Here is a 24,835-nt window from a genome sequence, read left to right on the forward strand (position 1 = left end):
CGTCAAACTTTCTTGATGGCGGTTTTGCCAAACAGGCCGGCCGGCTTGATGGCCAGCACGGCCAGCAGCAGCACCAGGCCGGGGACATCCTTGTAGCCGGTCGAGATATAAAAACCGGTGGTCGTTTCGGCAATGCCCAAAATGATGCCGCCCACGATGATGCCCATGCCGCTGGTCAGCCCGCCGATGATGGCGACGGCGAAGGCCTTGAGGCCGAGCACGGCCCCCATGGTGGCGCCCGTCAACGTCAGCGGTGCGATCAGCACGCCGGCAAAAGCTGCCGTGGCGGAAGACAGCGCGTAGGAGAATGTGATCACCAGGCCGGTGTTGATGCCCATCAGCTTGGCCGCGTCCCGGTCATTGAAGGTGGCCACCACGGCCTTGCCATAGATGGTCTTGCGGTTGAAGAATTCGACGGCCAGCATCATCAGCACGGCGCCCACGACCACCAGGATTTCCATCGGCAGCACATTGGCGCCGAACACCTTCAGCGGTGATTCGGGCAGCGGGGAGGGAAACCGCAGGTCGTCGCGACCCCAGACGTTCTCGGCCACGTTCTTGAAAATAATTCCCAGCGCGATGGTCGACATGATCCAGCCGAACTCGCTCTTGATCTTGATGGCGGGACGCACGCCGACGCGCTCCACCAGCGCCCCCTGCAACAGCCCGAACACGATCACCAGCGGAATCATCAGCCAGTAGTTGACGCCCAGGTTGACCAGCGTGAGTCCGACCATGGCGCCCAGCATCAGCGCATCGCCCTGGCCGAAATTGAGGGTGTCCGAGGTCTGGAAGGTCAGTTGATACCCAAACGCGATCACGGCATAGATCATGCCGAGCGAGACACCGCTGTAGATCAGTTGAAGCAGGATTTCCATAAGTTGCGTTCCGCGAAAATGCCAACGACGACAAAGCTATAAAAAACACCGCGCGGGCCCCAAAGGTCCGCGCGGTGTTTGTCTTGAAGCACGATAACGACAAGGATCCGATTACTTCTTGGCAGCCGGTGCAGCCTTGGCCTTGGCGTCTTTCACGCGCAGGTCCGCGCCTTTTTTCAGGTCGTCGGCGTAGGCGTAGACCACGCGGCCGGCCTTCACCTCGCCCATCACCGGGATGTTGGCCGTGATGGCGTCATGGTCGTCATGGGTGAACGGCTTGTCGTACACCGTCACGACACCGTCCACCTTGGTGTGCAGGTTTTCCAGCGCTTCCCGAATCTTCGGGCCGTCCGTGCTGTTGGCCTGCTTGATGGCGGCCGCCAGCAGGTACACGGAGTCATAACCCTGCGCCGCCGACACGGCCGAATCGATGCGGTTGTTCTTGGGCTTGAAGGTCTTCAGGTACGCGTCGATGAAGGCCTTGCGCTTGGGCGTGTTGGGCTCCTGGATGAAGGTCTGCGGCATGCGCGCGCCCTCGCCGCCGGGGCCCGCATTGTCGATGTAGTTGGCCATTGACAGGGTCCAGCTGCCCACCAGGGGGACTTTCCAGCCCAGCTTGGTCATGCCGTTGGCGATCTGGGCCAGCTCGGGGCCGATGCCATAGGTGAGCACGACATCGGCGCCGGCCTCCTTGGCCTTGAGCAGCTGGGGCGTCATGTCGACGTCCTTGATGTTGAACTTCTCGACCGCCACCGGCTTGACGCCTTTGGCCGCGAGCGCGGTTTCCAGATCCTCGCGGCCCAGCTGGCCGTAGTTGGTGGAGTCGGCCAGGATGGCGACCTTCTTGAAGCCGCGGCGGGTGATGGCCTCTTCCACGATCATCGGCGCCTGGATGCTGTCATGCGCCGAATTGCGGAAAACGTAGTTGTCGGGCTGGTCCTTGAACTGCTTGGTGATCACGCTGCCGGTGGCCACGTTGCTCATGACCGGGATCTTGGCGTCCTGGAAGAAACGCTGCGACGCCAGCGCCACGCCGGTGTTGATATAGCCCACCACCGCCGTTACTTTTTCCTTGTTGATCAATTCCTGGGCAATTTGCGAGCCGCGCTCGTTTTTCGCCTCGTCGTCACGCTCCACCGCCTGCAGCTTGCGCCCCAGAACGCCGCCGGATTTGTTGATTTCATCGATCGCCAGACGCACGCCATCGCGCATGCTGACCCCCATCGACGATGAGCCGCCCGTGAAGGGCCCGTCCACCCCGATCTTGATGGGCTCCGCGGCAGTCGCGACGCCGGCAACGGCCAGGACGGCCGACGCAACGGCCAGCTTTGCAAAACTAAATTTCATTCTGTCTCCAGGTTGATAAACGAATCCCGTGTGAAGTGCCTCGCCTTGAAGCGCCAGCGCAAGCTGGGCACCAACGCCGCACGTGAGCCCTTCACCCATCCCCTTTGGGGAACTCGGACCCACTATCGGACGCGAACCTTGCATGGGACTTGCAGACGGCCCATTGCACCCGGACATGCAGGAGGAATAATGGCAATTTGCGGGTATACCCTGAATTCCCTGATGCTAAAAAGAGTCCCGGAGGGTTCCGCTTCTAATTGACGTTTACGTAAACGTCAATTAGGATCGTGCCATCCCAGACCCGACCGACAACCAACGCTGCCCCGCGCGGAGACACCATGACCGACCTGTCCGCTGAATACAAAGCCCTTGCCAACTACCGCCCCACGCACAAGGTGCGCTTCGTCACGGCCGCCAGCCTGTTCGACGGGCACGACGCGGCCATCAACATCATGCGGCGCATCCTGCAGGGCATGGGCGCCGAGGTCATCCACCTGGGCCACAACCGCAGCGTGGACGAGGTCGTGACCGCCGCGCTGCAGGAAGACGCACAGGGCATCGCCATCAGTTCCTACCAGGGCGGCCATGTCGAGTACTTCAAGTACATGGTGGATCTGCTCAAAAGCCGCGGCGGCGAGCACATCCAGGTCTTTGGCGGCGGCGGCGGCGTGATCGTGCCACCCGAGATCCGCGAGCTGCAGGCCTACGGCGTGGCACGCATCTTCAGCCCCGAAGACGGCCAGAAGATGGGCCTGGCCGGCATGATCGGCGAGATGGTGATGCGCTGTGACAAGGACCTCAGCGGCTTTGCGCCCAGGGACATTGGCGCCCTCCAGGGCCACGGCGAGATGGCCTGGCGCGCGCTGGCCCAGCTGATCACGGCGCTCGAAAACACCGCGGCGCCAGCGGCCGGCGAAAGCACCGATCCCCAACTGGCGGCGCTGGTCCAGACCCTGCGCACCCAGGCGGCGACGAAAAAGGTGCCCGTGCTCGGCATCACCGGCACCGGCGGCGCCGGCAAGTCATCGCTCACGGACGAGCTGATCCGGCGCCTGCGGCTGGATCAGAACGACAGCCTGCGCGTGGCGGTGATCTCCATCGACCCGTCACGGCGCAAGAGTGGCGGCGCGCTCTTGGGTGACCGCATCCGCATGAATGCGATTGGTCCGTGGCGCAAGCCGCCGACCAAGGTGTCCGCCAAGCCGGCCACGGCCGCCACCGACAACGGCCAGCGCGTGTTCATGCGCAGCCTGGCCACGCGCGACTTCGGCTCCGAAATCAGTGCCGCGCTGCCCGACGTGATTGCCGCCTGCAAGGTGGCCGGTTTTGATCTGATCGTGGTGGAGACCTCGGGCATCGGCCAGGGCGACGCCGCCATCGTGCCGCATGTGGACGTGCCGATGTACGTGATGACGCCCGAGTTCGGCGCCGCCAGCCAGCTCGAAAAAATCGACATGCTGGACTTTGCCGAGTTTGTGGCCATCAACAAATTCGACCGCAAGGGCGCGCTCGACGCACTGCGCGACGTGGCCAAGCAGGTGCAGCGCAACAAAGAGGCCTGGACCACGCCGCCCGACCAGATGCCGGTGTTCGGCACCATGGCCGCGCGCTTCAACGACGACGGCGTGACCGCGCTGTATCAGGCCCTCAGCGTGCGACTGGCCGAACTCGGCCTCAAGTTCGGCAAGTCCAGCCTGCCGCACGTGAACGTGCGGCACAGCACGAATCAGACCCCCGTAGTGCCGGCAGCCCGCACGCGTTACCTGGCCGAGATCAGCGACACCGTGCGCGGCTACAAGAAGCGCGCGCGCGAGCAGGCCCAGCTGGCACGCGAGATCCAGCAGCTGCGCGCCGCTGCTGCCATGCTGGCGGTGGCCAAGCCCGGCAAGGCGCGCGCCGCCGAGGCCGCGATTGACCTGGCCGTGGCGCGCGAGCACACGCAGGACCCGCCGGCCAAGAAGCTGCTGGCCCAGTGGCCCGAAATGCAAAAGGCCTATGCCGGCGACGAGTACGTGGTGAAGATCCGCGACAAGGAGATCCGCACCGCGCTGACCACCAAATCGCTGTCGGGCACCACCATCCGCAAGGTGGCGCTTCCCTCATACCAGGACCATGGCGAGATCCTGCAGTGGCTGATGCTCGACAACGTGCCCGGCAGCTACCCCTACACCGCCGGCACCTTCGCGTTCAAGCGCGAGGGCGAGGACCCGACCCGCATGTTCGCGGGCGAAGGCGACGCGTTTCGCACGAACACCCGCTTCAAGCTGCTGAGTTCCGGCATGGCGGCCAAGCGGCTCTCCACCGCGTTTGATTCCGTGACGCTGTACGGCAACGACCCCGACCCGCGCCCCGACATCTACGGCAAGGTCGGCAACTCGGGCGTGTCGATCGCCACGCTGGACGACATGAAGGTGCTGTATGGCGGTTTTGATCTGTGCAGCCCCAGCACCTCGGTCAGCATGACCATCAACGGCCCGGCGCCGACCATCCTGGCGATGTTCATGAACACCGCGATCGACCAGAACATCGACAAGTTCAAACAGGACAACGGGCGCGAGCCAACCGAGACGGAGACCGCCAAGATCCGCGAATGGGTGCAGGAGAATGTACGCGGCACGGTGCAGGCCGACATCCTCAAGGAAGACCAGGGCCAGAACACCTGCATCTTCTCGACCGAGTTCAGCCTCAAGGTGATGGGCGACATCGCCGAGTACTTCGTGCACAACCGGGTGCGCAACTTCTACAGCGTGTCGATCTCGGGCTACCACATCGCCGAGGCCGGCGCGAACCCGATCAGCCAGCTCGCCTTCACGCTATCGAACGGCTTCACCTTTGTCGAGGCGTACCTGGCGCGCGGCATGCACATCGACGACTTCGCGCCCAACCTGAGCTTTTTCTTCAGCAACGGCATGGACCCGGAATACACCGTGATGGGGCGCGTGGCCCGGCGCATCTGGGCCGTGAGCATGCGCGACAAATACGGCGCCAACGAGCGCAGCCAAAAGCTCAAATACCACATCCAGACCAGTGGCCGCAGCCTGCACGCGCAGGAGATCCAGTTCAACGACATCCGCACCACCTTGCAGGCGCTGATCGCGATCTACGACAACTGCAATTCACTGCACACCAATGCCTTCGACGAGGCCATCACGACGCCGACCGAGGATTCGGTACGCCGCGCGATGGCGATCCAGCTCATCATCAACCGCGAGTGGGGTTTGGCCAAGAACGAGAACCCGAACCAGGGCAGCTTCATCATCGAAGAGCTGACCGAGCTGGTGGAAGAGGCGGTGCTGCTGGAGTTCGAGCGCATCGCCGAGCGCGGCGGCGTGCTCGGTGCCATGGAAACCGGCTACCAGCGCGGGCGCATCCAGGACGAGTCGATGCACTACGAAATGCTCAAGCACACGGGCGAGCTGCCCATCGTGGGCGTGAACACCTTCCGCAACCCGCATGGCGACGCCGTGCAGGACAAGCTGGAGCTGGCGCGATCCACCGACGAGGAAAAGCAGGGTCAGCTGAAACGGCTGGCCGACTTCCACCAGCGCCACGCCAAGGAATCCCCCGCGATGCTGAAAAAACTTCAGCTCGCCGTGATCGAGAACAAAAACGTGTTCGAGGTGCTGATGCAGGCCGTGCGCGTGTGTTCGCTGGGCCAGATCACGAATGCGCTGTTCGAGGTCGGCGGGCAGTACCGCCGCAATATGTAAATGAAATGTGGGCGCGAACGCTACGAATTTCGTAGCTATCAGCGCCCACAGATCAAGGGCTGGCGCCCGATTTTTATCGTAACGCCAACGCCCTGCGGATCAGCCGCCCTTTTTCGGCCGCTTGCCCGGGTTTTTCTTGTTATTGGTGGCCGTGCCACGCTCCAGGCTGCGTTTTTGCCCGCGGCCGGCCGTGGTGGTGTAGCCCGGTGCGGGAATGGGTTTGGGCGCGCAGATGTCGCTCTCGGTTCTGATTTTCTTGGCCATGCAATAACTCCGGTGGGTTTTAGGAAACCCCCAATTATCCCCGCACTTGCCCGCGTGGCAGACTCCTGGAATCCAGACTCCGATCCCCCGCGGTGCCTTGCGCCCTGCCCCGTCATGAATCTTGACATCGAACAGCTTCCGGCCGCCTGCGACGTGCTCGTCGTCGGCGCCGGCCCGGCCGGCAGCGCGGCGGCGCAGCTGCTCGCGCGCGGCGGGCGGGACGTGGTGCTGATCGACCAGCACGCCTTTCCGCGCGACAAGGCCTGCGGCGACGGCCTGATTCCCGATGCCCACGAGGCGCTGCGCCGGCTCAGCGTATGGGACGCCGTGATGGGCGAGGCGCAGCCGGCCCGCTTCGTGCGCTGCGTCGGCCCGCGCGGCGGGCGCATTGACGTGCCCGCCATGCTGGCGGTGCTGCCGCGCCGCCGGCTCGACGAGATCGTGTGCCGCGCCGCGGTGGCAGCCGGCGCGCGCATGTTCGCGCCGCTGCGCTTTATCCAACCGCTGGAGGACGGCGACGCCGTGGTCGGTGCGCGGCTGCAGCACGGCGAGGTCACGCGCGAGCTGCGCGCGCGCTGGGTCGTGCTGGCAACCGGCGCCGTACCGCAGGCGCTACTGGCGGCCGGCATGGCATTGCGCCACACGCCCAGCGGCGTGGCGCTGCGCGGCTATGTGAAGCACGAGGCCCCGGCCGCGTCCATCAACGCGCTCGAAGTGGTCTGGCACCGCACGCTCGCGCCCGGCTACGGCTGGATCTTTCCGTGCCCGGGCGGTGTTTTCAACATCGGCGTGGGCACGCTTGACCGCCCCACCCGGCAGCCGGGCGGCGAGGCCAATCTGCGCCAGGTGTTCGACGATTTCACGCGGATCCACACCCCGGCGCGCGAGCTGCTGGCCGGCGGCACGCTGCTCGGCCCCTTGAAGGGCGCGCCGCTGCGCTGCACGCTGGAGGGTGCGCGGCTGTCGCGGCCCGGGCTGCTGGTCACGGGCGAGGCGGCAGGCAGCACCTACTCGTTCACTGGCGAGGGCATCGGCAAGGCGCTGGAGACCGGCATCCATGCGGCGCAGGCGCTGCTGGCCGGCGCGCGCCAAGGCGACGCCGTGGTGCGCGCCGACTACGAAGCGCGCCTGCTGGCCTTGAAGCCGCGTTTCGACCTCTATGCCCAGGCCAACCGGGCGAACCGCCATCCCTGGCTGGCCGATCTGGTGATCTGGCGTGCGCGGCGCAGTGCGCGGCTGCGGCAACGCCTGGCCGGCGTGCTCGACGAAACCCGCAACCCCGGCGATCTGTTCACGGCGCGCGGGTTGCTGCACCTGTTCACCGAATAGCGATGCAGGAATGGCGATGGGTATCGTGCGATGCCTCCTGGACTTCAACGCGGGCCGCGACCCCGAGCGCCTGCAGATGAAGTGCCGCGCCATGCGCGCCAGCCCTGCGGAGGCGCTGCTGCTGTGCATCGGCAAGCAAAGCCATGTGCTGCGCGCCCTGCAGCCCGGCGAGGACCGGGTCACGCTGGACCGCTCCTGCCAGGCGTGGGACGACAAGGCCTTCAAGCCGTGACGAGCCGGACCTCCCGGCAGAGCCGCTCCACGTCCGCCTTCTGGCACAGCGCGGTACCGCTCGACAGCAGCGCTGCGGAGCCGCCGGCCACGCCGTAGCGCAGGGCCTGCGGCAGATCGGCTCCGCACGCCAGCGCCCAGACCATGGCGCCGACGAAGCTGTCGCCCGCGCCGGTGGCGCCGCATACCGGCACCGCCAGGCCCGGCGCGCGCCAGCTCGCATCGGCCGTCACGAGCAGCGCGCCTTCGGCCCCGAGCGACAGCGCCACCATCCGGGCCTGGCCCTGATCAACGATCTGCTGCGCCGCCGCGCGCCACTCGGACTCGCCCGCCAGCGGCTGGCCCGTGAGTTCGCGCAGCTCGCGCAGGCTGGGCTTGACAATATCGACCCCGGCGTGCAGCGCCGCCGCCAGCGCCGGCCCCGAGCTGTCCAGCACCACGCACGTGCCGCGCGCGCGCGCCGGCCCCGCGAGCCGGGCATAGAAATCCACCGGCACGCCGGGCGGCAGGCTGCCGCTGAGCACCAGGTAGCGCGGCGCCGCCTCGGATGCGCCGATCTGTGCCAGGCAGGCCTGCCACTGCGCCGGCGCCAGGGTCGGGCCGGGCAGCACGAAGCGGAACTCGCGCCCGCTCAAGGTCTCGCCGACCGTGAAGTTCTCGCGCGTGGCCTCGTCGAGCGCGAGGCACTGGCTGCGCACCCCTTCCGCGTCGAGCAGCTGCCGCAGCAGCTCACCGGTGGCGCCGCCGGCCGGGTAGAACGCCACGCAGTCGCCGCCCAGGCGCTGCACGACGCGCGCCACGTTGACGCCGCCGCCGCCCGCGTGGCGCTGCGCCGGGCTGCACCTGAGCTTGTGCGTGTCCAGCACCTTGTCGACGGAGGTGGACACGTCGACGGCCGGGTTCATGGTGACGGTCAGGATGTCGGTCATCGTCGCGGGGCGCCGGGGCAAGGCAGGCTATAGGATGGAGGATCCCTATTGTGGACGCGCGGCGCCCAGCGGCAAATTCACCAGCAGGTTTTGCGGTTTCAGCTTGACCCCCTGGTCGGCGCTCGTTGCAAGTCCCAGATAGACCGGTTTGCCCGCCACATCCGCGCGCATCTCCTGGGGATCGGCAAAGTCCAGCCGGAACAGGCTGAGCAGCCTTTGCTGGCGTTCGGCCTCGACCGCGTTGCCTTCGTACAGGTCATTGAGCAGCGCCGTGGCTTCGGTGTCGAGCCCGACGTGCCAGCGCCACGCCGGGTCGTCGATTCTGGGCTCGGGCCGGATATGCACGGCCACGCCCAGAAAGTGCGCAATCCATCTTTCCAGCACGCGCGCGAGCGCACCCAGGCCCGAGCGCGCGCGCGTCATGGTGAGCGTCAAGCCGTGGCTGAGGTCGTTGCGGACCTCGTGCGTCAGGTCCAGCAAGAAGCGGTGGCGCTCGCCGTCCTGCCAGTAGCGCGGCGCGTTGTGCTCGGCCAGCACCGCCATCTCCAGCGCGCGCATCGGCGCGTTGGCCTGCGTCAGCAGGCGGCCGATCTCGCCGAGACCGCCCGTCTCGCTCAGCAGATCCACCACGTCGCGGTCGGCCGCGAGGATCTGCCCGCCCTGGGTTGAGATGCGCTGGGCGCGAAACAGCATTTCGCCGGCACGCAGCTCGTACACGTCGGTCGAGTCATCGAGCACGTTGCGCACGATGGCCTGCGCCAGCAGGTCCACGAACAGCGGCGGTATGTCCACGTGGCCGCGGCGGAACAGGCTGAGGTAGTAGCCCTCGAGCGTGCCGGCCGACAGCAGGGCGTCGCGAAAGCGCAGGAACAATGCATAGTTGGCGCGCGCATCCGCGTCGGCGAGGGCGCCCTGTTCGCGCGGTGTCACGGCCCGCGATGGCTGCAACACCAGCGCTGCGTGCAAGGCCCTCTCGGCATCGCAGGACTCGGGCACCAGCGCCAGCTCGGGGCGCGCCAGGAACAGGCGCAGGTAGTCGTCGGTGGGCACCAGCCAGCCGCGCGCATTGCGCCGGAGCTGGTCAAAGCCACTGGAGGGCCAGAAATTTTGCATGGAGCGATTTGAAGCAAGGATTGAGCCCCAGTTTAAGCAACTCCGGTTGCTCCTGTTTTAATAGCATTATGTGCATACCTTATAAGGACTACAGGCTGATTTGATCAGGAGCTCCCGTTCATGGCAAAGAACGATACTGGCGCCCAGGTGACGGCCCATCGCCTGGCTTGGCGGTAACCTCGTCCTCATTATTTTCAGGAGCCGCACGATGAGCACGATGAACATGAACGATCTTTTCTCCCTCCAGGGCCGCGTGGCGCTCGTCACGGGCGGCTCGCGCGGCATCGGCCGCATGATCGCGGCCGGTTTTCTGGCGCAGGGCGCGCGCGTCTACATCTCGGCACGCAAGGCGGCGGCCTGCGACGAGACGGCGCGCGAGCTCTCCAGTATCGGCCCCTGTGTCTCGCTGCCGGCCGATGTGTCCAGCGTGGCGGGCGCGCAGGCGCTGGCGGCCGCCTTCGCGGCGCGCGAGGGAAAACTCGACATCCTGGTCAACAACGCCGGCGCGGCCTGGGGCGCGCCGTTTGACGAGTTCCCCGAAAGCGGCTGGGACAAGGTGGTGGACCTGAACCTCAAGGCGCCCTTCTTTTTGACGCAGGCGCTCAGCGCGCAGCTGCGGCTCGCGGCCCAGACCCGGCCGGCCAAGGTCATCAACATCGCGTCCATCGACGGCATCTCGGTGAACCCGCAGGAGACCTACTCCTATGCGGCCAGCAAGGCCGGCCTGATCCAGCTCACGCGCCGCATGGCGCTGCGCCTCGTCAAGGACAACATCGTGGTGAGTGCCATCGCACCCGGTGCCTTCGCCTCCGACATGAACAGGACCGCGCGCGACCAGGCCGACGAAGTCATCAAGCACATCCCGGCCGGGCGCATCGGGCGCGACGAGGACATGGCTGGCGCCGCGATCTACCTGGCCTCAACCGCGGGCGACTATGTGGTGGGCTCGACCCTGGTGGTCGATGGCGGTGTCACACACGCACGTTGAAGGCCGCCCGGCGCGCCGCCGCCTTACACCCCGTTGCAATCGGCGACGGGATTTTGCTTTTGTTGACCCGGCGCGGGTGGTCTTTATCCGCGCTGGCGCGTTCTAAAGAGCAGGGTGAACCATCGCGGCCGCCCTGACCACAGGCCGCGGGAGACAAGAACGTGACTTCAAACGCATTTTTTTCACGCCGCGGGTGGCTCGCACGGCGGATGCTGGTGCCCATCCTGGTGCTGATGGCCGCCCTGGGCGCCGGCACCGGCGCCTTCGCGCAGACGCCAGTTGACCCGCCCGATCGCGTGGCGCAACTCAATTACTTCGACGGGCCCGTGAGCTTCGCGCCTGCCGGATTCGACCAGTGGGCCGGCGCGGTGCTGAACCGGCCGCTGACCCAGGGCGACCGGCTCTGGAACGACGCGGGTGCGCGCTCCGAGCTGCATATCGACTCCACCGCCGTGCGCCTGGACGGCGCCACCAGCCTGGGTTTTTCCACGCTGGACGACCAGACCGTGCAGCTCGCCCTGACCCAGGGCAGCCTGATCGCGCGCGTGCGCAGCCTGCCGCCCGGCCAGCGCTTCGAGATCGACACGCCGAACCTGGCGTTCACGGCCTCGCAGCCGGGCGACTATCGCATCGACGTGGACCCGGCCAGCGGCACCACGCGGGTCACGGTGCAGTCGGGCAGCGCCGTCGTGTACGGCAGCGACGGCGCCTCGGCGGACATCAACGCGCGTGAGCAGATCACTTTCTCGGGCGCCGGCCTGGCGCAGGTCGCCGCGCAGACCGCGCCGGCGCTGGACCCGTTCGACCGCTGGGCGCAGGCGCGCGATCTGGACGAAGACCGCTCCATCTCGGCGCGCTATGTCTCGCGCGACGTCATCGGCTACCAGCAGTTGGACAACTACGGCGACTGGGAGAATGACCCGAGCTACGGCGTCGTCTGGGTGCCGCGCGTGACGGTGGCCGACTGGGCGCCCTACCGCGTGGGCCACTGGGCCTCGATCGCGCCTTGGGGCTGGACCTGGATTGACGACGAGCCCTGGGGCTTCGCGCCGTTCCACTACGGCCGCTGGGCCCAGCGCGGCTCGCGCTGGTGCTGGGTTCCTGGCGCCCGCAACGTCCGTCCGGTTTATGCGCCGGCATTGGTGGGCTTTGTCGGCGGCAGTGCCGGCGGCATCAGTTTCAACCTCTCGGTGGGCGGCGCCGTGCAGCCCGGCGTGGCCTGGTTCCCGCTGGCGCCCGGCGAGGCCTGGCACCCGAGCTACCGGGCCAGCCCGACCTACGTCAACAACGTGAACCGGATGGTGATCAACCACAACGTCACGAACATCACGAATGTGACCAACGTCTACCGCTACCAGCACCTGCCGGCCGCCGTGACGGCGGTGACGGTGGCCGCGTTCGCCCAGGGCCAGCATGTGCGCGGCAACGCGCGCCCCGTGGCCGCGGCCGAGCTGGAGCGCGCCCGCGTGGTGGCGCCGCCGGCGCCGACGCGCGACCCGCGCAGCGTATTCGGCGCATCAAAGCTGACGCAGGCGCATCCCGCGCCGCCGGCCGCGGTGATCGACCGGCGCGTCGTCTCCAACCCGGTCTTCAACCGGGGCCGGGCCGGTACTACGCCGGCGCGTGAAGCGCTGCCAAACCCGCAACTGCGCCCCGAGCCGGCGCGCAACGCGGACGGCGGCACGCCGCGCGGCTTGACCCCGCCCGGCCCCGCCAGTCCGGCGGCACCGGCCGCGCCGACGGTGCGACCGCCGCTGGCCGGCGTGCCGCTGGTGCCGCGCGGACAACGCGAGCCGTCGGCGCCTGCGCGCAACGAGGCCATCGTGGTGCCACACCCCGCGGCAGCACCGGTGCAGCCGCCGCAAGCCGTGCCGCACCAGCCAGCGGTGCAGCAGGAGCCAATGCAGCGCGAACAGGCGCAGCGCGAACAAGGACTGCGCCAGCAAAATGCCCAGCGCGAGCAGGCGCAAAACGAACAGGCAGCGCGCGCCGCGCAGATGCAGGCGCAGCAGAAGGCACAAGAATCCCAGCGCGCACAACAGGAACAGCAGATGCGCCAAGTCCAGGCACAGCGCATGCAGCAGGAGCAGCAGATGCAGACGCAGCGTGCGCAGCAGCAGACGCGTCAGGCCCAAGCCCAAGCCCAGGCCCAAGCCCAAGCCCAGGCCCAGCGCGCGCAGCAGGAGCAGCAAATGCGGCAAGCGCAGGCTGAAGCCCAGGCCCAGCGTGCAAGGCCGCCGCAAGAGCAGCGCGCGGTTCCGGCGCCCGAAAACCGGGTCAGGCCCAAACCCGAAGGCGAGCGGCAGCCGCTGCGTCGCGAAGAGCCGCGGCCGGTGCAGGTCAACTGACGCCGATTGACAGAAGGTTCGGGCCTGACTCCTTCCCCTTTTGAGGGAGGGCAGGGGCGGGGGCCAGCGGCGTCAGGCAAGGGAGGCGTCCGCGGCCATGCGCCTGGTGACGCCCAGGCGCTACCGCTTTTGCCGCAAATGGTTCAAGATCGCAGCCCGGCACCAAAACCCCTGGAGACTGTAATGGACCACCTCGGCGGCATCGACGCTTCGTTCCTGTACCTTGAAACACCCGAAATGCCCATGCATGTGGGTGGGCTCAACATCTTCGAGCTGCCGCCCGGCTACAAGGGCGAATTCGTGCAGGACGTGCGCCGGCACATCGAGCGCCGCATGCACCTGGCGCCCGTGTTCCAGCGCAAACTGCTGAACATGCCGTTCGAACTGGCCAATCCGGTCTGGGTCGCCGATGACGACCTCGATCTGGAATACCACATCCGCAGCACGGTGCTGCCCAAGCCCGGCAACCGCGCGCAGCTGGACAATCTGGTGGGCCGGCTGCATTCGAGCCAGCTCGACCGCAGCCGTCCGCTGTGGGAGTTCTATGTGATCGAGGGCGTCGAGACCCCGCCCGATGCCCCCAAGGGCACGCGCCGCGTGGCGTTCTACTCCAAGGTGCACCACGCCGCGCTGGACGGCGAGGGCGGCGCCGTGCTGGCCCAGTCCATCATGGACCTCGGCCCGGTGCCACGCACGGTGCGCGCGGCGCCGCCGCGCCGCGTGATGGACCACGACACCTACGGCATTGCCGAGCTGACGGGTGCCGGCCTGAAGAACTCTCTGGTGCAGGCGGCCAGGCTGGCCCGCGCCCTGCCGGCCATGCTGCGCAGCACGGTGCAAATGCTGCGCCCGGCGCCCGCCGAGACGCCTGGCGCCGAAGCCGCCGCGCCCACCCCGGTCAAGGGCGTCAAGGGAGCCATTGGCAACCAGTGGTTCGGCCCCAAAACGCCCATCAATGTGAGCGTCACCAACCAGCGGATTTTTTCCAGCTTTTCGATTCCCTTGAGCGAGATCAAGCACATTGCCAAGGGCCAGGGCGTGACCCTGAACGATGTGGTGATGGCGATCTGCTCGGGCGCGCTGCGCCACTACCTGGCCGACCTGGGCTGCGAGCCAACCGAGCCGCTGCTGGTCGGCGTCCCGGTGAGCCTGCGCGAAAAGGGCAATACCGAGATGAACACGCAGGCCTCGATGATGCGCGTGAGCCTGGCCAGCACCCTTGCCGACCCGGGGCAGCGGCTGCAGGCAATCCGGCAATCGAGCCTGGCGGCCAAGGCCATGACGGCCAGCATGAAGTCGGTGGTGCCGATGGACTTTCCCTCGCTGGGCGCGCCCTGGCTCATTGGCGGCCTGGTGTCGCTGTATGGCCGCTCCAGGCTGGCGAACCGCCTGCCGCCGGTCGTCAACGTCGCCATCTCCAACGTACCGGGCCCCAAGTTTGCGCTGTACCTGGCGGGCGCGAAAATGCTGACCTACTACCCCGTGTCCATCGTGGGGCACGGCATGGCGCTGAACGTAACCGTGCAGAGTTACAACGGCTCGCTCGACTTCGGCCTGACCGCCTGCCGCAAGGCCATGCCCGACCTGCCGGAACTGGCCAGGTACATGCAGGCGGCGCACGAGGAGTTGCTGAAGCTCACACCCGCCGCGGTAGCCGAACCTGTGGCGCACGCCGCGCCAGCCCACAAAGCCGGGACGCCCGCCCGCGCCAAGCCGGCGACGCCCCAAAAGGCAGTCGCCCGGAAGCCCGCGTCCAAAACCAGGCCCAGCCCCAAAACGACGGCCCGAAAAACGCCCGTGGCGCTGCAACTGGTGGCGGGTCAACCCAAACCATCGCGTCCCGCGCGCAGCCGTCGGGCGGCCGCATGAGGTTCAAGGCCCAGTCCGTGACGCTATTGTTTCAATAGCTGATCGCGTATATACGGCAAGGGCTACAGGTCGATTCTCTTGTCAATCAAGGCCGATCGACCTCCATCAGCCGCACCTTGACGCTCTTGCCCTTGATTCTGCCGGCATTGAGTTTGCGCAGGGCGTCCTGCGCAATGTCGCGCTGCACCGCGACAAAGGTGGAGAACTCGGTCACGTTGATCTTGCCGACCTGCTCGCGGCTGAATCCCGCCTCGCCCGTGAGCGCGCCCAGCACGTCGCCGGGGCGGATCTTTTCCTTGCGCCCGCCCAGGATCTGCAGCGTCACCATGGGCGGCAGCAGCGGCTCGGCGCTCGCGGGCGTGAGCTCTTCCACCTTGTGCCAGACGGATTCGCGCTTCTGGTACTGCTCGATCTTGCCGACAAAGCCCATCTCGTCCATGCTCGCCAGGCTCAGCGCCAGCCCCGATTCGCCGGCGCGCCCGGTGCGGCCGATGCGGTGCACGTGGACCTCGGCGTCGGGCGTGATGTCGACGTTGATCACCGCCTCCAGCTGCTCGATGTCGAGCCCGCGCGAGGCCACGTCGGTGGCGACCAGCACGGAGCAGCTGCGGTTCGCAAACTGCGCCAGCACCTGGTCGCGCTCGCGCTGCTCCAGTTCGCCAAACAGCGCCAGCGCGCTGAAGCCCTGCGCCTGCAACAGCGCGACCAGCTCGCGGCACTGCTGCTTGGTGTTGCAAAAGGCCAGCGTGCTGACCGGGCGGAAGTGGTTCAGCAGCAGCGCCACCGTGGGCAACCGGCTGGCGCGCGTGACCTGGTAGAAGCGCTGCTCGATCACGTCCGCAGTATGCTGCGCCTCCACCTTGATCTGCCGGGGCTCGCGCATGAATTGCCGCGCGATTTTTTCAATCCCTTGGGGGTAGGTGGCCGAGAACAGCAGCGTCTGGCGCTCCTTCGGGCACTGGCGCGCCACGGTGGCGATGTCGTCGAAAAAACCCATGTCGAGCATGCGATCGGCCTCGTCCAGCACCAGCGTATTGAGCGCGTCCAGATTCAAGGTGCCACGCTGCAAGTGGTCCATGATGCGCCCCGGCGTGCCCACCACGATGTGCGCGCCATGCTCCAGGCTGGCGTTTTGCATGCGCATCGGCACGCCGCCGCACAGGGTCACGATCTTGATGTTCTCCTCGGCGCGTGCGAGACGGCGGATCTCTTGCGTGACTTGGTCGGCCAGCTCGCGCGTGGGGCACAGCACCAGCGCCTGCACGGCAAAGCGGCGCGGATTCAGGTTCGCCAGCAGGGCCAGTGCAAAGGCTGCCGTCTTGCCGCTGCCGGTCTGGGCCTGCGCGATCAGATCCTGGCCGAGCAGCGCCACCGGCAGGCTGGCGGCCTGGATCGGCGTCATGGCGTGGTAGCCCAGCTGCTGCAGGTTGGCGAGCACGGCAGGGTTGAGTGGCAAGGTGCTGAAAGAAGAGGTGGTCATGCGTCGATTATCGGTACGCCGCGCACCCCTGATTCATTATGATGACCACAGCTTCCGGATACCTTCACCATGCACGACCTTTTGCAGCAAGACTTTGGCCTCATTACCGAGCTGATCCGCGAGCATGCCGCGCAGGCGCCGACGCGGCGCGCGCTGGTCGAGGGCGAGCGCACGCTAACCTACGGCGCGCTCGATGCGCTGATGAACCGCACGGCCGCAGCGCTGCAACGCGATGGCGTGCAGGTGGGCGACGCGATTGCGATCTGCGCCAGCCCCTCGATCGAATACGCCGCGGTGTTTCTCGGCGCACTGCGTGCCGGCGTCGCGGTGGCGCCGCTGGCACCGAGTTCGACACCCGAGAGCCTGCTGCGCATGGCGGCGGACGCGCAGGCCAGGTTGTTTTTCCTGGATGCTGGCGTGGCCGCGGCGCTAGACGCGGCACCCACGCCGGCCACCGCCGCGCCCGTGCCGCGCATCGCGCTCGATGGCTCAAGCGCGGGGGGTGCCCTGCACGACTGGCTGGCGCCTGAAGGCGCGACACCGGCGCGCGCCAACATCCGCCCCGACACGCCCTTCAACATCATCTATTCGTCCGGCACCACGGGCGAGCCCAAGGGCATCGTGCAGGGCCACGGCATGCGCTGGGCCCATGTGCAGCGCGGCGACCAGTTCAGCTACGGCCCGAACACCGTGACGGTGCTCGCCACCCCGCTGTACTCGAACACCACGTTGGTGATGTTCTTCCCGACACTGGCCTTTGGCGGCACCGTGGTGCTGATGCCAAAATTCGACGCGCTCGGCTACCTGCAGCTCGCGCAGGCACAGCGCGCCACGCACACCATGCTGGTGCCGGTGCAGTACCAGCGCATCATGGCGCGGCCCGAGTTCGACCGTTTTGATCTGTCCAGCTTCCTCTTCAAGTTCTCCACCAGCGCGCCTTTCTCGGCCGCGCTCAAGGCCGATGTGCTGGGGCGCTGGCCCGGTGGCCTGATCGAGTACTACGGCATGACCGAGGGCGGCGGCACCTGCATTCTGGAAGCGCACCTGTACCCCACCAAGCTGCACACGGTCGGCCGGCCCGCCGCGACCAGCGATATCCGGCTGATCGACGACGAAGGCCGTGAAGTGCCGCGCGGCGAGGCCGGCGAAGTGGTTGGCCATTCGCCCGGCATGATGACCGGCTACCACGGCCAGCCCGGCAAGACGCGCGAGGCCGAATGGTTCGACCCCGCCGGCAAGCGCTTCATCCGCACCGGCGACGTGGGCCGCTTCGATGAAGACGGCTTTCTCCTGCTCTTCGACCGCAAGAAGGACATGATCATCTCGGGCGGCTTCAACATCTACCCGAGCGACCTCGAAGCCGTGCTGCGCGAGCACCCCGCGGTGGCGGAGGTGGCGGTGGTCGGCGTGCCGTCCGAGGCCTGGGGCGAGACGCCGGTGGCCTTCGTGGTCGGGCGGCCGGGCAGCGACACCAAGGCGGACGCTCTGCTGCAGTGGTTCAATGGCCGCGTGGGCAAGACGCAGCGGCTGGCCGCGCTGCAGTTCATCGACGAGTTGCCGCGCAGCGCGATCGGCAAGGTGCTCAAGCGCGAACTGCGCGAGCGCTATGCGGCGCCTTGAAATCACCCGCGATGACTACATTTTTAATAGCATTCAGTGCATATGCAACAAGGGTTGCAGCCTGATTTGATGCCTGAAAAGGATAAACCACCATGATGCCTGCCCCGATTGAACAGTGGCACGAAATCGTGCGCAGCCGCGACATGGCGGCGCTGGAGCGCCTGCTGGCCGACGACGTGGTGTTCGTCTCGCCCGTGGTGCACACGCCGCAGCCGGGCAAGGCCATCACGGCGAAGTACCTGCAGGCCGCCGGCTGATCCATGGCGCCACTGAGCATCTCCACCTCGTTCGACTCAGGCGCCATCGAGGTCGTGAGCCTGGCCGACCCGAATGACATCCAGCTCAACATCCGCAGTGACAACGCGGCCGGCTTTGCGCAGTGGTTCCACTTCCGGCTGCAGGGCGCGGCCGGCCTGCCGGTAACGTTGCGCTTTCTGAACGCGGGCCAGTGCGCGTTCCCCAAGGGCTGGGATGGCTACCGCGTGCTGGCCAGCCACGATCGCCGGCACTGGCTGCGCATAGCCACGAGCTTCGACGGCCAGGTCTTGACGGCCCGGCTCACGCCCGACACGCACAGCGTTTACTTCGCCTACTTCGAACCCTATTCGTACGAGCGCCACCTCGACCTGATCGGGTCAAGCGGGCAATCCGACCATGTCGAGGTGCGGCCCCTCGGCACCACACTGGACGGGCGCGACATGACGCTCTTGCGCATCACCGATGCGCGAAGCGCCACCGCGCCGACCGACAAAAAGAAGGTCTGGCTGATCGCGCGCCAGCACCCGGGCGAGACCATGGCCGAGTGGTTTGTCGAAGGGTTTCTGGAGCGGCTGCTCGACGGCGACGACCCGGTGAACCGCGTGCTGCTGGACCACTGCGTGTTCTACGTGGTGCCGAACATGAACCCCGACGGCGCGGTGCGCGGCAACCTGCGCACCAATGCGGCCGGCGCGAACCTGAACCGCGAATGGCAAACGCCAAGCCTGGAAAAGTCGCCCGAGGTATTTCTGGTGCGCCAGGCGATGCAGCAGACCGGCGTGGACCTGTGCCTGGACGCGCATGGCGACGAGAGCCTGCCGTACAACTTCGTGGCCGGTGCAGAGGGCAACCCGGGCTACACGCCGCGACTGGCGGCGCTGGAGGCGGCCTTCAAGGCCGCGTGGCTGGCCGCCAGCCCCGATTTTCAGACCGGGCAGGGCTACGGCCAGGCCGCACCCGGCAGCGCCAACCTCACGCTCGCCACCAATTGGGTGAGCCAGCACTTCGATTGCCTGGCCTTCACCATCGAGATGCCGTTCAAGGACAACGCCAACCTGCCCGACGAGCTCCATGGCTGGAGCGGCGAACGCTCCAGAAAGCTGGGCGCCAGCGTGCTGCAGCCGATGCTGGCGGTGGCGGACTCGCTGCGCATGACCGCCTCGCGCGCAGGCTGACTGTCATCACTCTCCTACACGGGAACGCGAACTGCCCCGACAGCGCGGCCGCCGGGCTTCTTCTACATTGAAGACGTGGACGGCCATGTCGCCGCTCACCCTGGTTAGAGAAAGAGGTAGTTCCATGAAAATGATGCAAAAATTTACACTCGGTGCGGCCACCGCGGCCCTGCTGCTCGGCCTGGGCGGCTGTGCCGGCATGTCGAGGCAAGGCCAGAACACCGCCATTGGCGCCGGCATCGGCGCAGTTGGCGGCTCCCTGTTGACGGGGGGCGATGCCCTCGGAACCATCGGCGGCGCCGCCGTGGGCGGCGTGATCGGCCACGAAGCCAGCAAACCCCGCCGATGATCGGCGCGGCGCTGCGCCGCCGCTGCCATCAGCCTTCGGCAGCGATCTGGCGCAGCGCCTGCTCGAACACTTCGGCGGGCTGCCCGCCCGAGATCAAATGGCGCTCGTTGATGATGATGGCCGGCACCGAGTGAATGCCACTGCCCAGGTAAAACTGCTCGCGCTCGCGCACTTCATCGGCATACGCGCCTGAAGCCAGGACCTCGCGCGCACGCGCGGCGTCCAGGCCGGCCTCGCCCGCCACCCGCGCCAGCACCTCGTGCGAGGCGGGGCTCTGGCCGTCGGTGAAGTAGGCCTTGAATAGCGCCTCTTTCAGCGCCTTTTGCTTGTCCAGGCCTTCCAGCTCGGCCCAATGCAGCAGGCGATGCGCGTCAAAGGTGTTGTAGATGCGGTGGCGGCCACCGCCGGGCTCATCCGCCATGCTGAACTTGAAGCCCACCTGCGCGCCGCGCGCACGGATGTTTTCGCGGTTGGCATTCGCCTGCGCGGGCGTGATGCCGTACTTTTCGGTGATGTGCTCGGTAATCTCCTGGCCCTCGGGCGCCATCTGGGGATTGAGCTCGAACGGCTGGAAATGCAGCTCGGCGGAGACATCCTTGCCGACGCGCGCCAGCGCCTCGTCCAGCGATTTCAGGCCGATCACGCACCAGGGGCAGGAAACGTCGGAGACAAAGTCGATTTTGAGTTGGGTGGTCATGATGTGCCTTGATGATTTGCGGGTGTCACAGTCAAGTTGGTGATTGTTCCCCAATTATTCAAGGACTGCCCGCTCCAGCCCTGACGTCCCGCGGTTGCAGGCGCGCGCCGGTGCAGGCATGCTTGGGTGTCCGTGACCTTCAAAAAAACCGGAATACACCCAAGATACCCAAGATGAAAACCTTTGACTTTGATCTGTTCGTGATCGGCGGCGGCAGCGGCGGCGTGCGCGCCGCGCGCATGGCGGCGCAGCGCGGTGTGCGTGTGGCGCTGGCGGAATCGGGCGGCGTCGCCGGACTCGGGGGCACCTGCGTGAATGTCGGCTGCATCCCCAAGAAGCTGTACAGCTACGCCGCGCACTATGCCGAGGCCTTCGAGGAAGCGCGAGGCTTTGGCTGGGACCTGGAAGCGCCCCGGCTCGACTGGGGCCGCCTCAAGGCGAATCGCGCGCGCGAGATCACGCGGCTGAATGGCGTGTACCTGCAGCTGCTGACGGACGCGGGCGTGCAATTGTTCAGCGAACACGCGCAACTGGCGGATGCGCACACGGTGCAGCTAGGCGAGCGCAGCTATAGCGCCCGCCACATCCTGATCGCCACCGGCGGCACGCCCAGCGTGCCCGCCGTTGCGGGCCGCGAGCACGCGATTACCTCCAACGAGATCTTCGACCTGGAACCGTTCCCGGCGCGCTTGCTGGTGGTGGGCGGCGGCTACATCGCCTGCGAATTCGCCTCCATCTTCAACGGGCTGGGGGCGCAGGTCACGCAGCTGTACCGCGGCGCGCAGGTGCTGCGCGGTTTTGACGACGAGGTGCGCGGCTTCATCGCCGCCGAGATGGGCAAGGCCGGCGTGGACCTGCGCCTCCAGACCGAGGTGGCGTCGATAGCGCGCACGGCGGCCGGCCTGGTGGTCCGGCTGGCCGGCGGCGACAGCGCTACGGTGGACACGGTGCTGTACGCGACCGGCCGGGTGCCGAACGTGCGCGGCATGGGGCTGGAGGCCGCGGGCGTGGCGCAGGGCCAGGACGGCGCGATCCTGGTGGACGCGCACTACCAGAGCTCGGTGCCTTCCATCTACGCGCTGGGCGACGTGACGGCGCGCCTGCAGCTCACGCCGGTGGCGCTGGGCGAGGCCATGGCGCTGGTCGATCACCTGCTGGGGCCGGCGGGCGGCAAGGCGGCGCGCGACATGAGCTACGACTTTGTTCCCACGGCCGTGTTCACGCACCCCAATATCGGCACCGTGGGCTATACCGAGGCGCAGGCGCGCGAGAAGTTCGGCCGCATCACGGTGTACCGCTCCGACTTCAAGCCGCTCAAGCACACACTGAGCGGCAGCGCTGAGCGCACACTGATGAAGCTGCTGGTCGACGAGGCCAGCGACCGCGTGGTCGGCCTGCACATGGTCGGGCCTGACGCCGGCGAGGTGGTGCAGGGCTTTGCCGTGGCGCTCAAGGCGGGCGCGACCAAGGCCGTGTTCGACAGCACCATCGGCATCCACCCCACGCTGGCGGAAGAGTTTGTGACGATGCGCGAGCCGGTGCGCGAACCGGCAGCAAGCGCAGCAGTCTGACGGAAATAGGGACAATACCGCCATGCCCTACCTGCCCCCCTTCATTGCGCCCACGCGCCACGCCGACCCCGAGGCCGCCCTGGCCCAGGTGCAGGCCATCTACACCCAGCAGATCGACCATTTGCGCCAGGCCATGCAGCGCTTCGTGGCGGGCGAGTCGCTGCCCGGACACGTGCGCGCCTGCTACCCGTTCGTGCGCATCCACACCCACACGGTGGCGCGCGCCGCCCCCGACCCGGCCGAGAGCACACGCCTGAGCTACGGCTTCGTCGCCGGTCCGGGCCGCTTCGAGACCACGCTCACGCGCCCCGACCTGTACAGCAGGTATTACCTGGAGCAGTTCCGCCTGCTGCTGCAAAACCACGAGGTGGAGCTGGAGGTGGGCACCAGCACGCAGCCGATCCCGGTGCACTTCTCGTTCGCCGAGCACGACCATGTGGAAGGCAGCATGACGCCCGGGCGCCGCCTGCTGATGCGCGACGTGTTCGACCTGCCCGACCTGGCCGCGATGGACGACGGCATCGCCAATGGCACCTACGAGCCGCGCCCCGGCGAGCCGCAGCCGCTGTCGCTGTTCACCGCGCCGCGCGTGGACTACTCGCTGCAGCGCCTGCGCCACTACACCGGCACGGCGCCCGAGCATTTCCAGAACTTCGTGCTGTTCACCAACTACCAGTTCTACATCGACGAATTCGTGCGCCTCGGGCACGAGGCCATGGCCGACCCGGCGAGCGACTACATCGCGTTCGTGGAGCCGGGCAACGTGGTCACGCGCCGCGTGGGACTCAGCGCCGAAGCGGGCGACGCGCTCGGCGCCGCGCCGCCGCGCCTGCCGCAGATGCCGTCCTACCACCTGCTGCGCGCCGACCGCTCCGGCATCACCATGAGCAACATCGGCGTCGGCCCGGCCAACGCCAAGACCATCACCGACCACATCGCGGTGCTGCGCCCGCACGCCTGGCTCATGCTGGGCCATTGCGCCGGCCTGCGCAACAGCCAGCAGCTTGGCGACTACGTGCTGGCGCACGGCTATGTGCGCGAGGACCATGTGCTCGACGAGGAGCTGCCGCTGTGGGTGCCGATCCCGGCGCTGGCCGAGATCCAGGTGGCGCTACAGGATGCGGTGGCCGACGTGACGCAACTGCGCGGCGCCGCGCTCAAGGGCATCCTGCGCACCGGCACCGTGGCCAGCACCGACAACCGCAACTGGGAGCTGCTGCCGCACAACACGCCACAGCGCCGCTTCAGCCAGAGCCGCGCGGTGGCGCTGGACATGGAGAGCGCCACCATCGCGGCGAACGGCTTTCGCTTCCGCGTGCCCTACGGCACGCTCCTGTGCGTGTCCGACAAGCCGCTGCACGGCGAGATCAAGCTGCCCGGCATGGCGAACCACTTCTACCGCGAGCGCGTGGACCAGCACCTGCGCATCGGCATCCGCGCCGTCGAGCTGCTGCGCGAGCAGCGCATCGACCAGTTGCACAGCCGCAAGCTGCGCAGTTTTTCCGAAGTGGCGTTCCAGTAGCGGGCACGCGCAGCCCGCCCTCGATTGCTATCAATTAAGTAGCTGCCTGCGAACAACCCTATTGGGCTACAGCCTGTTTTTCTGAAATAACCGTCTCCGCCAGTTCGGCGCGCATCAAAGGCAGGTGCTGCGGATACTCGCGCTGCATGAAATCCACCAGCGCCTCGCGCACCCGGCAGCGCAGGTCCCAGTTCTGGCCCGAGCTGGCGGAGCTCACCAGTACGCGCAACTGCATGCTGCGCTCGCCGGCGTCCACCACCTGCAATTTGCACAGGCGCCGGTCCCATTCGGGCGCGTCGTCGCAGACACGCTGCGCCTGCCTGCGCAGCGGCTCCAGTGGCATGCGGTAGTCCACCCACAGGAAGACCGTGCCGATGATGCCGGCGCTCTTGCGCGTCCAGTTGTGAAACGGGTTTTCGATGAACCACTGCAGCGGAATGATCAGCCGGCGCTCATCCCAGAGCTTGAGCACCACGTAGGTGCCGGTAATTTCCTCGACGCGGCCGAAGTCCCCCTGCACCACCAGCACGTCGTCCAGGCGGATGGGCTGCGCCAGCGCAATCTGCAGCCCGGCGATCAGGTTGCTGAAAATCGGGCGCGCCGCAATCCCCGCCACCAGGCCGACCACACCAGCCGAGGCCAGCAGGCCGGCGCCGAACTGGCGCGCGCCCGGAAAGGTCATCAGCATCAGGGCCAGCCCGGCCAGCAGTACCGTGAACATGGCGATACGCGCCAGCATGTGGGTCTGGGTGTGGATGCGGCGGGCATGCAGGTTGTCTTCGACATCGAGCGGGTGCAGGCTCACGACGCCCAGCACCACGCCGCGCACGGCGCGCAGGCCCAGCCAGGTCAGAACCATCAGCAGCAGCAGGCCGTTGCCATGGCGCACGGCGTCGATCAGCGGAAAATCATCGGGCGCAATCTGCCAGACCGCCTGCAGCGCCACCAGCGGCAGCAGCACGCGGGTGGGCGCCTTGCATTGCCCCGCCGCCGCGAAGGCCACCGGCATGGTCCGCGTCAGGCGCAGCACCAGCGCCGCGCCCACGCCGTGCACCAGCAGGGCCAGCAGCACGGCCACCAGCGCGACCAGCACGAGGCGCAGCGAGGAATCGTTGGCCCAGGCGGCCAGCGCGCCCAGTTCAGGGAAAGTCATGCCG

At 67.3% G+C, this 24,835-nt stretch carries 20 protein-coding genes; 12 read left to right on the top strand and 8 right to left on the bottom strand.

Annotation, left to right across the window (positions count from 1 at the left end; translation table 11 throughout):
* Nucleotides 1-2: 2 nt before the first annotated feature.
* Nucleotides 3-878 (bottom strand): branched-chain amino acid ABC transporter permease, encoded by an 876-nt coding sequence (locus EUB48_RS19100; RefSeq protein WP_077563765.1) that lies wholly within the window; start codon nucleotides 876-878, stop codon nucleotides 3-5.
* 111 nt (nucleotides 879-989) lie between these two features.
* A complete protein-coding gene (locus EUB48_RS19105) occupies nucleotides 990-2,225 on the bottom strand; it encodes an ABC transporter substrate-binding protein (protein WP_142820670.1) in 1,236 nt (411 codons plus the stop codon).
* Between the two features lie 338 nt (nucleotides 2,226-2,563).
* Here EUB48_RS19105 and icmF point away from each other — a divergent pair, with 338 nt between their 5' ends.
* A complete protein-coding gene (gene icmF / locus EUB48_RS19110) occupies nucleotides 2,564-5,935 on the top strand; it encodes a fused isobutyryl-CoA mutase/GTPase IcmF (RefSeq protein WP_142820671.1) in 3,372 nt (1,123 codons plus the stop codon).
* 99 nt (nucleotides 5,936-6,034) lie between these two features.
* Here icmF and EUB48_RS21450 read toward each other — a convergent pair whose 3' ends face one another.
* Complete coding sequence (locus EUB48_RS21450) at nucleotides 6,035-6,199, bottom strand: hypothetical protein (RefSeq protein ID WP_168175083.1); 165 nt, start codon at nucleotides 6,197-6,199, stop codon at nucleotides 6,035-6,037.
* A 114-nt stretch (nucleotides 6,200-6,313) separates the two neighbouring features.
* Between EUB48_RS21450 and EUB48_RS19115 the strand changes: the two genes are divergently transcribed.
* Nucleotides 6,314-7,528, top strand: a complete 1,215-nt coding sequence (locus EUB48_RS19115) for an NAD(P)/FAD-dependent oxidoreductase (RefSeq protein WP_142820672.1) — start codon at nucleotides 6,314-6,316, stop codon at nucleotides 7,526-7,528.
* A gap of 16 nt (nucleotides 7,529-7,544) precedes the next feature.
* The gene (locus tag EUB48_RS19120; protein WP_142820673.1) at nucleotides 7,545-7,760 is read left to right on the top strand and encodes a hypothetical protein; all 216 of its coding nucleotides are present in this window, start codon (nucleotides 7,545-7,547) and stop codon (nucleotides 7,758-7,760) included.
* Here EUB48_RS19120 and EUB48_RS19125 read toward each other — a convergent pair.
* Nucleotides 7,750-8,688: a 1-phosphofructokinase family hexose kinase gene (locus tag EUB48_RS19125; RefSeq protein WP_142820674.1), complete on the bottom strand. Its 939-nt coding sequence runs from the start codon at nucleotides 8,686-8,688 to the stop codon at nucleotides 7,750-7,752. The two genes, EUB48_RS19120 and EUB48_RS19125, sit on opposite strands and share 11 nt — an antisense overlap.
* Nucleotides 8,689-8,733: 45 nt before the next feature.
* Nucleotides 8,734-9,801, bottom strand: a complete 1,068-nt coding sequence (locus EUB48_RS19130; protein ID WP_142820675.1) for a DUF6352 family protein — start codon at nucleotides 9,799-9,801, stop codon at nucleotides 8,734-8,736.
* A 217-nt stretch (nucleotides 9,802-10,018) separates the two neighbouring features.
* On the opposite strand from EUB48_RS19130, the gene EUB48_RS19135 reads away from it, so the two are divergent.
* From EUB48_RS19135 to EUB48_RS19145, 3 genes are all read left to right on the top strand, one after another.
* Nucleotides 10,019-10,789: an SDR family oxidoreductase gene (locus tag EUB48_RS19135; RefSeq protein ID WP_142821407.1), complete on the top strand. Its 771-nt coding sequence runs from the start codon at nucleotides 10,019-10,021 to the stop codon at nucleotides 10,787-10,789.
* Between the two features lie 161 nt (nucleotides 10,790-10,950).
* A complete protein-coding gene (locus EUB48_RS19140) occupies nucleotides 10,951-13,137 on the top strand; it encodes a DUF6600 domain-containing protein (protein ID WP_142820676.1) in 2,187 nt (728 codons plus the stop codon).
* Between the two features lie 183 nt (nucleotides 13,138-13,320).
* A complete protein-coding gene (locus tag EUB48_RS19145) occupies nucleotides 13,321-15,006 on the top strand; it encodes a WS/DGAT/MGAT family O-acyltransferase (RefSeq protein ID WP_142820677.1) in 1,686 nt (561 codons plus the stop codon).
* Between the two features lie 85 nt (nucleotides 15,007-15,091).
* Here the strand turns inward: EUB48_RS19145 and dbpA are convergent, their stop codons facing one another.
* Complete coding sequence (gene dbpA, locus EUB48_RS19150) at nucleotides 15,092-16,486, bottom strand: ATP-dependent RNA helicase DbpA (RefSeq protein WP_142820678.1); 1,395 nt, start codon at nucleotides 16,484-16,486, stop codon at nucleotides 15,092-15,094.
* A gap of 69 nt (nucleotides 16,487-16,555) precedes the next feature.
* Between dbpA and EUB48_RS19155 the strand changes: the two genes are divergently transcribed.
* From EUB48_RS19155 to EUB48_RS19165, 4 genes are all read left to right on the top strand, one after another.
* Nucleotides 16,556-18,106 (top strand): class I adenylate-forming enzyme family protein, encoded by a 1,551-nt coding sequence (locus EUB48_RS19155; protein ID WP_142820679.1) that lies wholly within the window; start codon nucleotides 16,556-16,558, stop codon nucleotides 18,104-18,106.
* A gap of 92 nt (nucleotides 18,107-18,198) precedes the next feature.
* Nucleotides 18,199-18,363, top strand: a complete 165-nt coding sequence (locus EUB48_RS21455; protein ID WP_168226784.1) for a nuclear transport factor 2 family protein — start codon at nucleotides 18,199-18,201, stop codon at nucleotides 18,361-18,363.
* 3 nt (nucleotides 18,364-18,366) lie between these two features.
* Entirely contained in the window at nucleotides 18,367-19,539 is a 1,173-nt protein-coding gene (locus EUB48_RS19160) for a M14 family metallopeptidase (protein ID WP_142820680.1), read from the top strand.
* Nucleotides 19,540-19,663: 124 nt separating this feature from the next.
* Nucleotides 19,664-19,888 carry a glycine zipper 2TM domain-containing protein gene (locus EUB48_RS19165; RefSeq protein WP_142820681.1) on the top strand — a complete coding sequence of 75 codons (225 nt, stop codon included), beginning with the start codon at nucleotides 19,664-19,666 and terminating at the stop codon, nucleotides 19,886-19,888.
* 28 nt (nucleotides 19,889-19,916) lie between these two features.
* On the opposite strand, the gene EUB48_RS19170 is transcribed toward EUB48_RS19165, so the two are convergent.
* Nucleotides 19,917-20,585, bottom strand: coding sequence for a DsbA family oxidoreductase (locus EUB48_RS19170; protein ID WP_142820682.1), 669 nt, complete (start codon nucleotides 20,583-20,585; stop codon nucleotides 19,917-19,919).
* Between the two features lie 173 nt (nucleotides 20,586-20,758).
* On the opposite strand from EUB48_RS19170, the gene gorA reads away from it, so the two are divergent.
* Complete coding sequence (gene gorA, locus EUB48_RS19175) at nucleotides 20,759-22,156, top strand: glutathione-disulfide reductase (RefSeq protein ID WP_142820683.1); 1,398 nt, start codon at nucleotides 20,759-20,761, stop codon at nucleotides 22,154-22,156.
* Between the two features lie 22 nt (nucleotides 22,157-22,178).
* Nucleotides 22,179-23,678, top strand: a complete 1,500-nt coding sequence (locus EUB48_RS19180) for an AMP nucleosidase (RefSeq protein ID WP_142820684.1) — start codon at nucleotides 22,179-22,181, stop codon at nucleotides 23,676-23,678.
* A gap of 58 nt (nucleotides 23,679-23,736) precedes the next feature.
* Here the strand turns inward: EUB48_RS19180 and EUB48_RS19185 are convergent, their stop codons facing one another.
* Nucleotides 23,737-24,831, bottom strand: coding sequence for a mechanosensitive ion channel family protein (locus tag EUB48_RS19185; RefSeq protein ID WP_142820685.1), 1,095 nt, complete (start codon nucleotides 24,829-24,831; stop codon nucleotides 23,737-23,739).
* Nucleotides 24,832-24,835: the final 4 nt, after the last annotated feature.

Source organism: Rhodoferax sediminis, assembly GCF_006970865.1.
Taxonomy (GTDB): domain Bacteria; phylum Pseudomonadota; class Gammaproteobacteria; order Burkholderiales; family Burkholderiaceae_C; genus Rhodoferax_A; species Rhodoferax_A sediminis.

Coding starts and splice junctions, on each gene's coding strand:
- EUB48_RS19100 (WP_077563765.1), bottom strand. CDS start 878: ATGGAAATCCTGCTTCAACTGATCTACAGCGGTGTCTCGCTCGGCATG.
- EUB48_RS19105 (WP_142820670.1), bottom strand. CDS start 2,225: ATGAAATTTAGTTTTGCAAAGCTGGCCGTTGCGTCGGCCGTCCTGGCC.
- icmF (WP_142820671.1), top strand. CDS start 2,564: ATGACCGACCTGTCCGCTGAATACAAAGCCCTTGCCAACTACCGCCCC.
- EUB48_RS21450 (WP_168175083.1), bottom strand. CDS start 6,199: ATGGCCAAGAAAATCAGAACCGAGAGCGACATCTGCGCGCCCAAACCC.
- EUB48_RS19115 (WP_142820672.1), top strand. CDS start 6,314: ATGAATCTTGACATCGAACAGCTTCCGGCCGCCTGCGACGTGCTCGTC.
- EUB48_RS19120 (WP_142820673.1), top strand. CDS start 7,545: ATGGGTATCGTGCGATGCCTCCTGGACTTCAACGCGGGCCGCGACCCC.
- EUB48_RS19125 (WP_142820674.1), bottom strand. CDS start 8,688: ATGACCGACATCCTGACCGTCACCATGAACCCGGCCGTCGACGTGTCC.
- EUB48_RS19130 (WP_142820675.1), bottom strand. CDS start 9,801: ATGCAAAATTTCTGGCCCTCCAGTGGCTTTGACCAGCTCCGGCGCAAT.
- EUB48_RS19135 (WP_142821407.1), top strand. CDS start 10,019: ATGAACATGAACGATCTTTTCTCCCTCCAGGGCCGCGTGGCGCTCGTC.
- EUB48_RS19145 (WP_142820677.1), top strand. CDS start 13,321: ATGGACCACCTCGGCGGCATCGACGCTTCGTTCCTGTACCTTGAAACA.
- dbpA (WP_142820678.1), bottom strand. CDS start 16,486: ATGACCACCTCTTCTTTCAGCACCTTGCCACTCAACCCTGCCGTGCTC.
- EUB48_RS19155 (WP_142820679.1), top strand. CDS start 16,556: ATGCACGACCTTTTGCAGCAAGACTTTGGCCTCATTACCGAGCTGATC.
- EUB48_RS21455 (WP_168226784.1), top strand. CDS start 18,199: ATGATGCCTGCCCCGATTGAACAGTGGCACGAAATCGTGCGCAGCCGC.
- EUB48_RS19160 (WP_142820680.1), top strand. CDS start 18,367: ATGGCGCCACTGAGCATCTCCACCTCGTTCGACTCAGGCGCCATCGAG.
- EUB48_RS19165 (WP_142820681.1), top strand. CDS start 19,664: ATGAAAATGATGCAAAAATTTACACTCGGTGCGGCCACCGCGGCCCTG.
- EUB48_RS19170 (WP_142820682.1), bottom strand. CDS start 20,585: ATGACCACCCAACTCAAAATCGACTTTGTCTCCGACGTTTCCTGCCCC.
- gorA (WP_142820683.1), top strand. CDS start 20,759: ATGAAAACCTTTGACTTTGATCTGTTCGTGATCGGCGGCGGCAGCGGC.
- EUB48_RS19180 (WP_142820684.1), top strand. CDS start 22,179: ATGCCCTACCTGCCCCCCTTCATTGCGCCCACGCGCCACGCCGACCCC.
- EUB48_RS19185 (WP_142820685.1), bottom strand. CDS start 24,831: ATGACTTTCCCTGAACTGGGCGCGCTGGCCGCCTGGGCCAACGATTCC.